This window comes from Thalassotalea agariperforans, from assembly GCF_053470345.1.
The window spans coordinates 67472-83084 of sequence record NZ_JBQMWH010000007.1 but is presented as its reverse complement, the minus strand read 5'-3'; the positions used below and the strand labels follow the sequence as shown (position 1 = coordinate 83084).

Below are 15613 nucleotides of genomic sequence, written 5' to 3'. Positions count from 1 at the left end.
TAATTGACCTAAAATGCGTACCTCTCCTATTTTGAATCACGTGTTTTTACAAGCTACAGGCTAAAATATACTATGAGCTGGATTGAAAAAATTCTCCCAAAAGCAAAAGCAACTCAAAAACGTAATATCCCAGAAGGCGTTTGGGTTAAATGTACTTCGTGTAGTGCGGTGTTATACCAAGCTGAAGTTGATCGTCAAATGTCGGTTTGTCCAAAATGTGATCATCATATGCGTATTAGTGCGCGTAAACGCATTGAAGGCTTTCTTGATCAGGGTGAACGCCTAGAGCTAGGTGTTGAATTTGAAGCGCAAGATATCTTAAAGTTTAAAGATTCAAAACGTTATAAAGACCGTATAGCGGCTGCCCAAAAAAATACCGGTGAAAAAGACGCCTTAGTGGTAATGAAAGGTGAACTTAAAGGTATGCCTGTGGTAGTTGCAGCTTTTGAATTTGCCTTTTTAGGTGGTTCGATGGCATCTGTGGTTGGTGCTCGTTTTGTTGCTGGCGTTGAGTATTGTTTGAAGCATAACTTACCATTTGTTTGTTTTTCAGCAAGTGGCGGTGCTCGTATGCAAGAAGCTTTATTTTCATTAATGCAAATGGCTAAAACCAGTGCAGCATTAGCGAAAATGAGCGAAAAAGGTTTACCTTATATTTCGGTATTAACTGATCCAACAATGGGTGGTGTTTCTGCTAGTTTAGCAATGTTAGGTGACTTAAACGTTGCTGAGCCAAAAGCCTTAATTGGTTTTGCCGGTCCTCGTGTTATTGAGCAAACCGTACGTGAAAAATTACCTGAAGGTTTCCAACGCAGTGAGTTTTTATTAGAAAAAGGGGCAATTGACTTAATTGTTGATCGTCGTGATATGCGTGACACTTTAGCGCGTAATATTTCTAAACTGATGGGACTTCCTTTAAGCGCAGCTTAAGTATGACAATATCATCTCAAAGCCATTCAGTTGAGCGTACGCTTGATGAATGGCTTTCTTATTTAGAAAACATTCATAGTACTGAAATTGATTTAGGCTTAACCCGTATTGGTAAAGTAGCTCAGCGGTTAGCAATTGATTTTAGTTTTGCGAAAGTGATCACGGTTGCCGGTACTAATGGTAAAGGTACAACCTGCGCTTTTTTAGAGAATGCTTTTTTACTGGAAGGGAAATCCGTTGCCGTTTATTCATCGCCGCACATTGAACGATTCAATGAACGGTTAAGGCTGAATAAAGTTGATATTACGGATCAGCCACTTATTGAGGCTTTCAGTAAAATAGAAGCTATTCGTGAAGATATTTCCTTAACGTATTATGAATATACCACTTTAGCGGCATTTATTGTTTTGATGGCGACCAAGCCGGATATTATTATTTTAGAAGTTGGCTTAGGTGGTCGTTTAGATGCAACGAATTTAATTGATGCAGACGTTGCGGTGATCACTTCGGTTGACTTAGATCATCAGGCATTTTTAGGTGATACCCGAGAAAAAATTGGCTTTGAAAAAGCCGGTATTATGCGCGCGGATACATTAGCAATTGTGGGTGACCCACAGCCACCCAAAAGTGTTATTGACCATGCGAATAATATTCAAGCCAATTTATTAGCACGTGATTTGCATTTTAGTGTTGAGGCATCAAATAGTGTAGATACACTCAAAAAGCTATGGTCATGGCACTACCAACAAGTTCAATTATCAAATCTTGATATGCCTGCCATTCCACTTGATAATGTGGCGACGGCATTAATGGTTTTACAAAGTTTGTCGGTGGGGTTAACCACAGAAAAAGTAAATAAAATCATCGCGCAAACCAAAGTAGCTGGCCGCACAGAAGTGTTTCAACTAGTTGATGGTTGCCAAGTGATGTTAGATGTTGGCCATAATCCACATGCGACTCGTTATTTAGCGGATTTATTACGTGTGGCTTTAGCTGATAACAAATATCGTAAAGTACATGCAGTTGTCTCAATGCTAGCGGATAAAGACATTAAAAATAGCTTGTTAGCTTTTGATGGCTTAATAAATGATTGGTATCTTGCGCCACTGGCTGTGCCAAGAGCGGCTAATGTTGACGAACTTGTTAATGCGATACCAAACCTTGAAGCGAAAGTTAATTGTTTTAACAATGTCACTGAAGGCTATAAAATGGCCATTAAAAATGCAGAAGCAACGGATTTAGTGTTAGTTTTTGGTTCTTTTTTCACAGTCTCAGAGATCAGACGATTATTAGTTAAGGAGTAAGTTTTGTCGACACCCTTTCAAAATAGATTGGTAGGTACTGTGATGGTTGCTGCGGCGGCGGTTATCTTTCTTCCTGATTTTCTTGATGGTAAAAAGCAACAATACCAAGTTGATTTTACCGATATTCCTCAAGCGCCGAGTATTGAGTCGGCTCCAGAAAATAAAGCTTTTCCAGAAGATAAAATTGCACAGTTACCGAAAGAAAAAATAGATAAAGCACAAGCCTTGGCAGATGTTTTTGAGCAGCAAAAATACAATCAAATTGCCGATGAAGACAATGCTACTGAGCTGGGCAGCTCACAACAAATTACCACCAGTAAGGTGAAAATTAACACTTTAGATAAATCGGACGGTTTCACGGCTTCTGGCTCAGAGCCTCAAGTTGCCGAGGTGAATAAAACTGAACCTGCAGAGATTATTAAACAGCCAGAGCAGACCCAATGGGTAGTGCAGCTTGGCAGTTTTCGCCATGAGAAAAACGTTAAAGTGTTAGTGGAAAAACTAACTGATAATGGTTTTAACGTATTTACACGGCCAATTAAAACGAAAAATGGTAGCTTAACAAAAGTCTTTGTTGGCCCTGAATTAGTAAAAAGTGTCTTAGAAAAAAAATTACCTAAACTCAAAGAGTTGACAAAAGTTGATGGTAAAGTCGCTCGTTATTAAGCGATAAAAAATGATAAAAACACAATAAAAAAGTAGGCAATTATTACCCGCTTCTGCTAGAATGCGCGCCTCTAAATAATGAGAATATTCTACATATGGTTTGGATCGATTATGCCATTTTAGCGGTGATTGGCATATCAACGTTAATTAGCTTAGTGAGAGGTTTCGTCAAAGAAGCGGTATCGCTTGTGATCTGGATCGGCGCGTTTTTTGTCGCCAGTACCTTTTATGCTAACTTAGCAACGTTATTAACGAATATCTCAGATCAATTTTTACGCAACGCGGCAGCGGTTGCTATCCTCTTTATTACAACATTAATCCTTGGTGCATTAATCAATTATTTGATTGGCCAGCTCGTTAGCAAAACTGGTTTAACCGGAACAGATCGAGTACTCGGATTAGTGTTTGGTGCACTTAGAGGCGTATTAGTGTCAAGTGCCTTATTATTTTTTATGGATGCTTTTACACCGGCTAGTTCAACAGCATGGTGGCAAGCATCACTATTAATCCCAGAATTTACTTTAGTTATCGAATGGTTTTTTGAGTATCTCAAACAATCATCAAGTTTTTTATCCTAACTTAGCGTAGGCGGAGAGAGTTACATGTGTGGTATTGTTGGTATAGTCGGTAAAACGCCAGTTGGTCAGTCACTTTATGATGGATTAACTGTGCTTCAGCACCGTGGGCAAGATGCAGCTGGTATTGTGACTATTCACGATAATACCTTCCGTTTACGTAAAGATAATGGCTTAGTGAAAGATGTTTTCCATACTCGCCATATGTTACGTTTACAAGGTAATGTTGGTATTGGTCATGTTCGTTACCCAACCGCTGGTTCATCAAGTTCATCTGAAGCTCAACCGTTTTACACGGGCTCACCATACGGTATTGCTTTGGCGCATAATGGTAATTTAACCAATGCGGAAGAATTACAAGAGTGGTTATTTAAAACTGCTCGTCGTCATGTGAATACCACATCAGATTCTGAAGTATTAATGAATATTTTAGGACATGAGTTACAAAACGCTGATTCACTTGAATTAACACCGAATGATATTTTTAATGCGGTAACCAATGTTCATAAACGCTGTCGTGGTGGTTATGCAACGGTTGCGATTATTATTGGTCATGGCATGGTGGCATTTCGTGATCCAAACGGCATTCGTCCATTAGTGTTTGGTAAGCGTGAAACCTCAACAGGTGTTGAATATATGGTGGCATCAGAATCAGTAGCATTAGATGCTTGTGATTTTGAATTTGTTCGTGATATTGCGCCAGGTGAAGCTATTTTCTTTGGCGAAAATGGCTCACTACACAGCCAGCAATGTGCTGAAAATCCTTTGTATAGCCCATGTATTTTTGAATTTGTTTATTTTGCACGTCCTGATTCAACTATCGATAAAATGTCGGTTTATGCCTCACGCGTTGAAATGGGTAACAAATTAGCGGAAAAAATATCACGTGAATGGGCCGATGAAGATATTGACGTGATCATTCCAATTCCAGAAACCTCGTGTGATATCGCTTTACAAATTGCTAATCATTTGAATATTCCTTATCGCCAAGGTTTTGTTAAAAACCGATACATTGGCCGTACCTTTATTATGCCGGGTCAAGAACAACGAAAAAAATCTGTTCGCCGTAAATTAAATGCTATAGGTGCTGAGTTTAAGGGTAAAAACGTATTATTAGTTGATGACTCTATCGTGCGTGGTACTACCTCAGAGCAGATTATTGACATGGCTAGAGCCTCAGGTGCTAAAAAAGTTTATTTTGCTTCTGCAGCGCCAGAGATTCGTTTCCCGAACGTATATGGTATTGATATGCCAAGTGCCAATGAATTAATTGCTCATGGTCGCGAATTAGATGATATTTGTGAAATGATCGGTGCCGATAAATTAATTTATCAATCTATCGATGATTTAGTTGAAGCGGTTGGTAAAGCCAACCCAGAAGTCACTCGTTTTGAAACATCTGTATTTAACGGTCAATACATTACAAATGATATTGATCAAGATTATTTAGAGAAGCTAGATGCGAAGCGAAATAATGAATCTAAAGAATTATCTGATAAAAATGCAGATTCAATTATCGATTTACATAATGAAGGTTAATTCTTTTATTTGATCTTAAATACCGCTTTCTTATTAATGAGTTAGCGGTATTTTTTTATCTGAAATTTGCACTTAAGTTAAGTCGATATGGCAAAAGTTAATCTTTTCTTTGTAAAAAATTAAGTCTTTGCTATTAATTTTATTGATAAAGTCGATTATGATGTCGCGCAATTCGACATATTCTGTCTAAAATAATTACTTTTTCACAAATTTGTTAAAATAATTACTTGTTTAGTGGTTAAATTACAGATATATCTAATAAATACATTGAGTTCATTAAGGTTTTTTTACCTCCCGTAATGCACAGTAGCATATAAACGGCGCTATTTAGGTTTGGTATTAAAACGATGGTAAATGACCATTTTCATCAGGAATTAGAATACCTATGGCAAAATCTCTAGTAATAGTAGAGTCTCCAGCAAAAGCGAAAACGATTAATAAATATCTTGGTAAAGACTTTATTGTTAAGTCGAGTGTTGGCCATGTTCGCGATTTGCCAACTAGCAGTACAGGCAAAAAAGTTGCTAGTAAGCCGGCAGCGGAAGTGCGCAAAATGACACCTGCAGCTAAAGCTAAATATAAAGCCAAACGTGATAAACAAGCACTTGTTAATCGTATGGGTATAGACCCCGAAAATAATTGGCAAGCGGAATATCACATTCTGCCGGGCAAAGAAAAAGTTGTCGCTGAGTTAAAAAAACTCGCTGAAAATGCTGACACTATCTATCTCGCAACCGATTTGGATAGAGAGGGAGAGGCGATAGCTTGGCACTTAAAAGAAATTATTGGCGGTGGTGACGAAAAATTCAAACGGGTTGTTTTTAATGAAATTACCCAAAATGCTATTCAGCAAGCTTTTGCCACTCCAGGTGAATTAAGTATACCTGGGGTAAATGCTCAGCAAGCACGTCGCTTTTTAGACCGCGTTGTTGGTTTTATGGTAAGTCCGTTACTTTGGAAAAAAGTGGCTCGTGGTTTATCAGCCGGCCGAGTTCAGTCGGTTGCGGTAAAATTAGTGGTTGAACGTGAACGTGAAATTAAAGCCTTTGTGCCAGAAGAATATTGGGATATTAGTGCCAATACCTTAGCAGCCGATGCTACACCATTGACCTTGGACGTTACTCATCAAGGTGGCAAAGCGTTTAAACCAAGTAATGAAACCGATGCGATGCAAGCGGTTAAAACATTGGAAGCGGCAACCTACACGGTTAGCAAACGTGAAGATAAACCATCAAAAAGTTCTCCGTCTGCGCCTTTCATCACTTCAACGTTACAACAAGCGGCTAGCACTAAATTAGGTTTTGGTGTTAAACGTACTATGGGATTAGCACAGCGCTTGTATGAAGCGGGTCACATCACTTATATGCGTACCGATTCAACTAACTTAAGTAAAGATGCGGTTGAAATGTGTCGTGGATATATTGCCGATACCTTTGGTGAAAATTACTTACCTGAAAAAGCAAAAGTTTACGGTAGTAAAGGCAATGCTCAAGAGGCGCATGAGGCGATACGTCCGTCAAATGTGAAACTAGAAGCCGCGTTATTAGGCGATATGGAAGCTGATGCCCGTAAATTGTACGAGCTTATTTGGCGTCAATTTGTGGCTTGTCAAATGACCGCTGCTCGTTACGATGTTTCAACGTTAACAGTAACTGCGGCAGACTTTGATTTAAAAGCCAAAGGTCGAGTGATGAAATTTGATGGTTGGACCCGTGTTCATCCTCAATTATTAAAAGACGATACCCACTTACCTGACTTAAGTGTTGGCGAAACCTTAACCCTTAAAGAATTAGAGCCAGCTCAGCACTTCACTAAGCCTGTTGCTCGTTATGGTGAGGCCTCACTAGTAAAAGAGTTAGAAAAGCGCTCTATTGGCCGCCCATCAACTTATGCGTCAATTATTTCAACTATTCAAGACCGTGGTTATGTTCGTTTAGACAAAAAACGCTTTTATGCAGAAAAAATGGGTGAAATTGTTACCGATAGTTTATCCACCAGTTTCCCTAAATTAATGAGTTATGATTACACCACGATCATGGAAAATTCATTAGATGATATTGCTGAAAGCAAAATCGATTGGAAAGTAGTACTGGATAAGTTTTATGATAACTTTAGTAAAAAGTTAGCTATTGCCGATTCACCAGCTGAAGAAGGTGGGATGCCGAGTAACGAAATGGTGATGACAGATATCGACTGTCCAACCTGTAATCGCAAAATGGGTATTCGTACTGCTTCAACAGGGGTATTCTTAGGATGTTCGGGTTATGCACTACCTCCTAAAGAGCGCTGTACACAAACCTTGAATTTGATCCCAGGTGAAGAAGCGGTTAGTGTTTTATCTGAAGATCAAGAAACAGAAGCACTTCGTGCCATGCATCGTTGTGGTAAATGTGGTACTGCTATGGACAGTTATCTTATCGATGAAGATCGTAAGTTACATGTTTGTGGTAATAATCCACAGTGTGAAGGTTTTGAGCTTGAAAAAGGTACGTTTAAAATTAAAGGTTACGACGGCCCCATTTTAGAATGTGATCGTTGTGAATCGGAAATGGAATTAAAATCAGGCCGTTTTGGTAAGTATTTTGATTGTACCAATAGCGAGTGTAAAAATACCCGTAAGTTATTAGCGAATGGTGAAGCAGCTCCACCAAAAGAAGATCCGGTACAATTACCTGAATTGCCATGTGAAAAATCAGATGCGCATTTTGTTTTACGCGATGGTGCAGCGGGGATTTTCTTAGCAGCCAATACTTTCCCACGTTCTCGTGAAACGCGTGCCCCTAAAGTGGCTGAATTAAAACGTTTTAGAGATCGTATCTCTCCTAAGTTTTATTATTTAGCTGATGCGCCTGAAACCGACAATAAAGGCAATGAAGCGATTGTTCGTTATAGTCGTAAGACTAAAGAGCAGTATGTAATGACTGAAGTTGAAGGCAAAGCAACAGGCTGGACGGCAAAATACATCGACAATAAGTGGGTAGAAGAAATACCTAAGCCGAAGAAAAAAGCGGCAGCAAAGAAAAAGCCAGCAGCTAAAAAAGCGCCGGCTAAGAAAAAAACAACTGAAAATAGTTAAGTTGTTTTATCTTCAGTAATAACTTGAGTAATAAAAAAGTCCGTAGATTGTTTTAATCTACGGACTTTTTTTTATCGCTACGCTGGCAGGCTATTGAGAGCTTTGTTATTTGGATTGGTGTTATTGAGAGCTTTGTTATTAAGCGCTCTTTAATGCACTAATAATAAAAGGCTCTATCGCTTGCGGTTTTGTTATTGTGGCAAAACGTTTTAATACCTGACCATCACGACCTACCAAAAACTTAGTAAAATTCCACTTAATACTTTCACTACCAAATATGCCTTTGGCTTCTTGTTTTAAATATTGATAAAGCGGGTGAGTATTTTGGCCGTTAACGTCAATTTTACTAAATAAGGGAAAGCTGATATTAAAATTTAAATCACAAAATTGTTTAATTTCTTCGTTACTGCCAGGTTCTTGCGCTTTAAATTGATTGCAAGGAAAGGCGAGTACTTCAAAACCTTGTGCTTGATATTTTTCATATAAACTTTGTAAGCCTTGATACTGAGGCGTAAAACCACAAGCGCTTGCTGTATTCACAATTAATAGCACTTTACCTTGATATAACGATAACGCTTGTTCTTGTTGTTTATAGTCAAGTGCTGAAAATTGATAAATATTACTCATGATATATGGCCTTTTATGTAATAAGCTAGGAGCTAATTATAAACATACATGGGCAAAATGATAGCGACTGATATCATTTGAAAAGGATAGTTGAATGAAAATAGCATTTATTGGTTTAGGCGTTATGGGTTATCCCATGGCGGGGCATTTGCAAAAAGCTGGTCATCAAGTCACGGTTTATAATCGAACATTTCAAAAAGCGCGTTGTTGGCAAGAAACCTATGCTGGTAATGTTGCTGAAACGCCCGCGGAAGCGGCAGTAGACTGTGAGATAGTATTTACCTGTGTTGGTAACGATAACGATGTTCAATCGGTTGTTTATGGTGATAACGGTATACTAACAACGCTAAAGCCAGGGGCAATATTGGTTGATCACACGACCGCGTCAGCCGAGTTAGCGAAACAATTATCGATAAGTTGTCTGCAGCAGCAATGCCACTTTATTGATGCACCGGTTTCTGGTGGTCAAGCCGGAGCTGAAAATGGCGTTTTGACGGTGATGTGCGGCGGCGAACGTAATATTTTTAAGCAAGTTGCTCCAGTACTAGCGGCTTATGCTAAATTTAGCCAACATATGGGGCCGATTGGTTGTGGTCAACTTGCTAAAATGGTCAATCAAATTTGCATAGCTGGTGTTGTTCAAGGGTTGGCGGAAGGTTTTCAGTTTGCTAAAAAAGCGGGGCTTGATCCTGAAGCTTTAGTGAGTGCGATATCAAAAGGGGCGGCGGGATCATGGCAAATGGATAATCGCTACCGTACTATGTTTGCAGGAGAATATGACTTTGGCTTTGCCGTTGATTGGATGCGCAAAGATTTAGCTATCGCTTTTGCTGAAGCAGAGAAAAATGGCAGCCAATTACCGATGGTAAAAATGGTTGATGGTTTTTATCAAGAGGTACAAGATTTAGGTGGCGGTCGTTGGGATACTTCTAGTTTGTTAACAAGGTTTAATTAAAATAACCAAAGTATTATCCAGAGGTAAAATTACTAAAAAGTAAGCTCAAATGAGCTTACTTTTTAGTGTTTTCATATCATAAAAATGAGTTTTACTCTCTAATTCGGGCAATTACCGCTAATAATTTGTGGTACTCCTAACATAGGTGACATTGGAATAATAACGTCACCATTAGTTGCCGCAGGTCCCCACATCAAAGGCGATAACGAAGCTTTTAATCCTGTTGTTAATGGAAAATCACAAAAACCGTTTGAGTCGGTTGGTGCATTATCACTAAATTCGGCTAAAGAGGTTAATGCTTCAACCAAAGCAACTTGGTTAATTCGAATTTGTTTTCTTAGTAATTCAGGTGCCGGTAAACCTGAATTAACACCAATCACTGGTTGAAAATTTTCAACCGCAATGACATCGGCTCTTAAGGTGGTATCAAAGTTTGCGGTTTCCCAACCAGCATGTATTGCACCAATGAGTTGGTAGTTTGAAGCAGCGCCGTCACTTAAATTGTCATCACCCAATTGTATTTGTGAAAATCGGCCAACACTCCCGTTAAAGCGACTTGCTATTTGATTCATGACATTCACGGCTAACGAATGAGCTAAATACTCTTTCTCTGGGCTAAAAACGGCGTCAGCAAATGGGCTGATCAAACGTTGCTCATGGTTAGACTCATTTTCCAGACAGTTTGCTGTGGGTAATTGTCCTAGAACTTGGCCGGGGTTAATTGAAGTGTAATCAATCACGCAATCGGTTTTATGTAGATCACCATGTAAATCAAGTACTATTTCAGGTTGGAAAGCTAATGCTGTTGCTACCATAGCTTGGGTTTCCACAGGGCGAATAGGGCTGGCTAGATCAATAAAGTGATAACGATTTAAATCATAACCAAAACCGACGACACCACTAAAACCAGCTTCTGAGTTGGCGGCAAAACCTCCTCCAGCATGCGGGTTAACATTTTGTCTGATCATGGCACAATCTTGACTGAGTACTTCACCAGTTGCAGGAGTTATCGCACAATGTCTGGCATTAGGTTCACCGCCATCAGGATTGGCTCTGATCAGCATGAGAATATCAAGCTTATTTAATATTTCTTTAGCAGATTTACGATAAGAAAAACTGAGCCATCTTAATACATTCATTGCGGCTTCAGTTGCTGCGGGCTCATTACCATGTTGCTGAGTGATGATCATGACTCGAGTACCGTTTGGGTTACCTAAACGGGCTGCTAATAATTCACGACCTTGTGTAGAAAAACCGATTTGCTCGGGCAAAGTATTACCACCTAAAGTATCATTTACCGTACAAATAACACCTTCTCTGATCGTGGGTGTTAGATTTTCTTCACCACAAACCCCTGTGTTGATCGGTAGATATGGATTAATCGTTGCATCAATATCAATTAAACCATGGTTATTACCATTAACAATTAATGGCCCGGTTTGAATATCTTTTCGGCTCCATCTTTCAATTTGGCGTAAATGCCATTTTATTTCTTTATATGAAGACAAGCTTTTTAATGATTTTTCTAGCGACTTTTGCGGGTGGTTTTCACCTGCAAAGGCCGCCGAGCTTAAACTGGCTAATAAAATAATAAAAGGGCTTGTATAAAAGGAAAGTTTTTTTATTTTCATGATCATATTCCATTATTAGTATGCATTAACTTGCCATTTTGCTTAGACAAATGTGGTTTCAGCCAATAAAAATGATAAATTATAAAAATATTGGCTGCTTGAGTGTGGTTTATGAGCCAAGGATTGTAAAGCAAGATTTTATTTTTTATTGATAAAATATCCTGCTTTTACAATAAGTTGATTGTGTAATAAGAGGGAATAACAAGGCTCTATAATAGCTTTAACCTTGAATATATTGGTATAAAGCTTTTAATACCGACATTTTAGCGTTGTCTTGCTCATGTTCGTGAGCAAGGTTTTCAATTTTCATCATAAACTCGTCAAGTGATAAAATACCTTTAGCACCATATTGCAATTTATTTTGGCAATAACTTTGCCATTTATTTTGTTCTTCGGTTGAAAGTGTATAAGGATAGTTTCGGGCTTTATACCTAAATAACAATGTTGGTAGTCGCTGATCTTGAAATTCAAAAACATGATTAGCCAATTGCTCAGCTGTTAACTGATGCAAAATTTCCATTTGTGCTTTGTCTGAGGCGTTGAAAAAATTACCGCCATATAATGCATGCTCAGGATCTGGATTTTCATCAAATTCGCCTTCAATAGCAAACACATCACTTAATTTTTCTCGTAAGCTGTTATCCGCTTTAATTTTGGCTAAATTTTCTAAGCACAAAGTTCTTGGAATATTTAATCGCTGAGCATTTTCTGGTAATAAGGTTTTGGCCGGAGAAACAACTGGGCATTTATTCAAATGAATTAATTTAATAGGAATAGGCAATTCATCAGGTGCTAAATCGCTGTAGCGAGTATATAAACGCTCAGCAATTTGCTCGCTGGTTAATTCAAATAATGGGCTTGGATCGCGTGCTAAATCAATGGCGATAACCGCATTTTTATTAATTGGGTGATAACTGATCGGGGCAAACCAACTGGTGCAGCCATGCTCTGATGAAACTTTGCTAGAAGTATGAACAATTGGGGTCATGTTATACACATCAATTAAGTCAGCAACTTTACGTTTATCACGTAAATTAAAAATAAAGTCGTAAAGTTTTGGTTGTTTTTCTTTTATTAATTTTGCCATGGCGATAGTGGCATAAACATCACTCATTGCATCATGCGCCGCTTCGTGGGCAATACCATTAGCGGCGGTTAATAATTCTAAGCGAAAACTTACTTGTTCTTGCCCAGTATCTTCTCGCACCATGGTTGGCCAATTTATCCCGTCAGGACGTAAAGCATAACAAGCTCTCACCATATCAATAATATCCCAACGACTATTGCCGTTTTTCCATTCTCGTGCATATGGGTCAAAGAAGTTTCGATAAAACATGTACCGAGTAACTTCGTCATCAAAACGAATATTGTTATAACCTGCAACACAAGTATTTGGTACGGAAAATAAACCATGAATGCGTTTGGCAAATTCAGCTTCAGGCAACCCTTCGTTCATAGCTTTTTGCGGCGTTATGCCTGTGACTAAACACGCTTCAGGTTGAGGCAGATAATCAGCAGGAGGCTGACAATAAAATACCTCAGGCTCACCAATAATGTTTAAATCAAGATCGGTTCTGATAGCTGCAAACTGAGAAGGCTTGTCAAACTTTGGCGAAATGCCAAAAGTTTCATAGTCGTGCCAGAGGATTGTAGACTGTATTTTGGTGTTTTGGTTAGAAGTACTGTGTTTCATTTTGTCCATGTAAAACAATATGTTAAATGTTTTATTGTAAGCTAATGTATTTTTATGAACTTTATTATTAGCCAATGTTTTATGTTGTTTGTGTACCCTTGTGTGTCCCCAAATCTTAAATTAGTGTGTCCCCAATATGAGAGTTTTTTATGGGACACATTATGACGATAAGCCATTCTAAATTAAAGTTTTTGTTAAACAAGCCACAACCAAAAAGGTTTGAATTAAGTGATCGTGATGGATTAAGCGTTAGAGTTAGTCAAACAGGGGCGCTAAGTTTTCAATATCGCTATAGATTCAAAGCAAAAGCAAAGCGTTTATATTTAGGCCGTTATCCAGATCTGACTTTAGCACAGGCAAGAGATAAAATTCCACAATTGCGTCAACTAATTAAAGAAGGCAAAGATCCGGGAGTTGAGCTTAAACGTTTAATGAGGTGCATGATAACACCTCTAAGTAGGTGGCCAAATTAACTATGCCACTTCATATGGCTATAAACATCAGCAATCATCACTAACAAGAATGGTTGATAAAATGCATAAAAACTCAATCAACCTACTGATGTATAATAGGTTTATATATTATGTTTTGACATGGAGCGTTTAATTTGGCAATGTGGATACATTGTCATGGATGGCCTTATTCGTGTACAAAAGTACATTTAGGATGATGAAATTGGCACCTCAGTTTTATAATGAAAATGCAGCAGAACTTGCTAACCAATACCTCTCAAAAACATTTGAGCAGGTGCATAAAAGCTGGGCGCATTTCTTACCTGCCATTATCAATAATCCTGATGCTAGAATTCTTGATCTAGGCGCGGGTGCCGGACGTGACGTAAAATTCCTTGCCGAACAAGCCCAAGAAAAGCATGAACAAGCTAACAACACCCATATTTATGCCGTTGAACCCGCAACCGACCTCGCCAATATTGGCAAACAAATAACAAAACATATCTCACAAAAAGTCAAAATCACATGGCTTGAAGATTCATTACCTGCATTAAATACTGTAACCAAACAAGAAGTGAGTTTTGATCTTATTCTATTAAGTGCAGTTTGGATGCACATTCCGCCAAGTGAACGCGCCCGATCTATCCGTAAACTAGCTAACTTACTAAAACCCGGTGGCAAGCTGGTTATATCACTTCGTCATGGACAAACCGCAGACGATTACCAAACTCGTAAAATGTTTGATGTGTGCGCTGATGAACTAAAGCAATTAGCTACTGAGGTTGGCTTATTTACCAAATTAGAAACCCCTAAAGAAACCGATGAACTAGGTAGAAATCATATTCATTGGCAAACCGTTGTACTGCAACTACCTGATGATGGCACAGGTGCTTTTCCTTTTATTCGTCACGTTGCCATAAATGACGGAAAATCGGCAACCCATAAGCTAGCATTATTACGCGTGTTATTACGCATAGCTGACGGACACCCTGGTGCTGTGTTACGCCGAGAACCATCACCTTTTGGTGACCGAGTTATTTTACCTGCAGGTTTAGTGGCTTTATATTGGTGTCATCAATATAAAGATTTAATCGATAGTCATAAGCTTTTTCAAACACCAAATAAAAACCCAAACATGGGCTTTATGAAACCTGACGGCTGGCACAAATTAATCCATAGAACCGCATCGGACTATCGTATTGGCAACTTATTTGTTGGCGAAGATGCCAAAGCACTTTATAAAACACTCACGGCAGCGGTAAGCAATATTAAAAATATGCCGTGTAAATATATTACTTACCCTAATCAAGAAACTAATAGCAGCCAACCCGTATTTGAAGTAGCCAGCAATACGGTTAGAGCTAAAGACAGCATATTTTTAGACTTACAAACTCTTGAACAATGGGGGGAGTTTTCACTACCTGAATCAACATGGTTGACATTTAATCGCTACGCTTGTTGGATTGAACCTGTGCTAGTTAACGAATGGGTAAAAACCATGGCTAGCTATTCAGGTAATAGCCAATATGCATCACCTGAAAACCACCATCACCTGAACCAAGCCTTAAACTGGCTAGAGCCTGTGCGCACTACTACTGAAGTACGCAAACGTTTCGAGCAAGTAAAGCACAAGTCACCTGAAATAGCACAATGTGTTTGGTCGGCTAAATCATTAAACGACAAATACGATATTGACCACAGCATGCCATTTGCTCGCTGGCCTAATAACGACCTATGGAATTTATTACCAACAGATAGCGTTATAAACAATCAGAAAAGCGACCGCCTACCAAGCGAGTACAAGTTAAAGCAATCAAAAGAACGCATTCAACATTGGTGGCAAGAAGCGTGGCTTACAGCAGAAGAAAACAACGAAAATATCGTTACTAATAAAAATGAAGTTAAGGATATGTCTGCGGGTTATGTCATCAGCAAACAATTATTCACAGCGCCTGTCGAAGTTAAGAAAACAACAGCAAACATACAGTTAAAACGCTTTTTTTCCGAAGCCAATCTCGCATTGCCGGGATTAAAGTCAGACAATGAATCAATAGATGACTTGTTTGAAGCACTGGTAATGCAGCGGGGGCGGTTGAAAGAAATGCAGCAGTTGAGAGAGTGGTGAGTAATAAAAATTATCTAAGTTAATTTTAGTTAATATATGT

General features: G+C 38.8%; 12 protein-coding genes. 9 read left to right on the top strand and 3 right to left on the bottom strand.

Features of this window, described 5'->3' with window-relative positions; genetic code table 11:
* The first annotated feature begins 72 nt into the window (after nucleotides 1-72).
* The 6 genes from accD (at nucleotide 73) to topA (ending at nucleotide 8090) form a co-directional block, all read left to right on the top strand.
* Nucleotides 73-930 (top strand): acetyl-CoA carboxylase, carboxyltransferase subunit beta, encoded by an 858-nt coding sequence (accD, locus tag ACSLUO_RS10990; protein ID WP_448248574.1) that lies wholly within the window; start codon nucleotides 73-75, stop codon nucleotides 928-930.
* Between the two features lie 2 nt (nucleotides 931-932).
* A complete protein-coding gene (folC, locus tag ACSLUO_RS10985) occupies nucleotides 933-2234 on the top strand; it encodes a bifunctional tetrahydrofolate synthase/dihydrofolate synthase (protein WP_448248573.1) in 1302 nt (433 codons plus the stop codon).
* Nucleotides 2235-2237: 3 nt separating this feature from the next.
* The gene (locus ACSLUO_RS10980; protein WP_448248572.1) at nucleotides 2238-2900 is read left to right on the top strand and encodes an SPOR domain-containing protein; all 663 of its coding nucleotides are present in this window, start codon (nucleotides 2238-2240) and stop codon (nucleotides 2898-2900) included.
* A 95-nt stretch (nucleotides 2901-2995) separates the two neighbouring features.
* Entirely contained in the window at nucleotides 2996-3478 is a 483-nt protein-coding gene (locus ACSLUO_RS10975) for a CvpA family protein (RefSeq protein WP_448248571.1), read from the top strand.
* Nucleotides 3479-3502: 24 nt separating this feature from the next.
* On the top strand, nucleotides 3503-5014 hold the full coding sequence (gene purF, locus ACSLUO_RS10970; protein ID WP_448248570.1) for an amidophosphoribosyltransferase: 1512 nt from the start codon (nucleotides 3503-3505) through the stop codon (nucleotides 5012-5014).
* Nucleotides 5015-5399: 385 nt separating this feature from the next.
* Complete coding sequence (topA, locus tag ACSLUO_RS10965; RefSeq protein WP_448248569.1) at nucleotides 5400-8090, top strand: type I DNA topoisomerase; 2691 nt, start codon at nucleotides 5400-5402, stop codon at nucleotides 8088-8090.
* A gap of 138 nt (nucleotides 8091-8228) precedes the next feature.
* Here the strand turns inward: topA and ACSLUO_RS10960 are convergent, their stop codons facing one another.
* Complete coding sequence (locus ACSLUO_RS10960) at nucleotides 8229-8720, bottom strand: glutathione peroxidase (RefSeq protein WP_448248655.1); 492 nt, start codon at nucleotides 8718-8720, stop codon at nucleotides 8229-8231.
* A gap of 91 nt (nucleotides 8721-8811) precedes the next feature.
* On the opposite strand from ACSLUO_RS10960, the gene ACSLUO_RS10955 reads away from it, so the two are divergent.
* Nucleotides 8812-9672 carry an NAD(P)-dependent oxidoreductase gene (locus tag ACSLUO_RS10955; RefSeq protein ID WP_448248568.1) on the top strand — a complete coding sequence of 287 codons (861 nt, stop codon included), beginning with the start codon at nucleotides 8812-8814 and terminating at the stop codon, nucleotides 9670-9672.
* Between the two features lie 98 nt (nucleotides 9673-9770).
* Here the strand turns inward: ACSLUO_RS10955 and ACSLUO_RS10950 are convergent, their stop codons facing one another.
* Together ACSLUO_RS10950 and sbcB are read right to left on the bottom strand one after the other, a co-directional pair.
* Nucleotides 9771-11303, bottom strand: coding sequence for a M14 family zinc carboxypeptidase (locus tag ACSLUO_RS10950; RefSeq protein WP_448248567.1), 1533 nt, complete (start codon nucleotides 11301-11303; stop codon nucleotides 9771-9773).
* A 220-nt stretch (nucleotides 11304-11523) separates the two neighbouring features.
* Nucleotides 11524-13005, bottom strand: a complete 1482-nt coding sequence (gene sbcB, locus ACSLUO_RS10945; RefSeq protein WP_448248566.1) for an exodeoxyribonuclease I — start codon at nucleotides 13003-13005, stop codon at nucleotides 11524-11526.
* A 152-nt stretch (nucleotides 13006-13157) separates the two neighbouring features.
* Between sbcB and ACSLUO_RS10940 the strand changes: the two genes are divergently transcribed.
* Together ACSLUO_RS10940 and ACSLUO_RS10935 are read left to right on the top strand one after the other, a co-directional pair.
* The gene (locus ACSLUO_RS10940; RefSeq protein WP_448248565.1) at nucleotides 13158-13469 is read left to right on the top strand and encodes an Arm DNA-binding domain-containing protein; all 312 of its coding nucleotides are present in this window, start codon (nucleotides 13158-13160) and stop codon (nucleotides 13467-13469) included.
* A 202-nt stretch (nucleotides 13470-13671) separates the two neighbouring features.
* On the top strand, nucleotides 13672-15573 hold the full coding sequence (locus tag ACSLUO_RS10935; RefSeq protein ID WP_448248654.1) for a class I SAM-dependent methyltransferase: 1902 nt from the start codon (nucleotides 13672-13674) through the stop codon (nucleotides 15571-15573).
* Nucleotides 15574-15613: the final 40 nt, after the last annotated feature.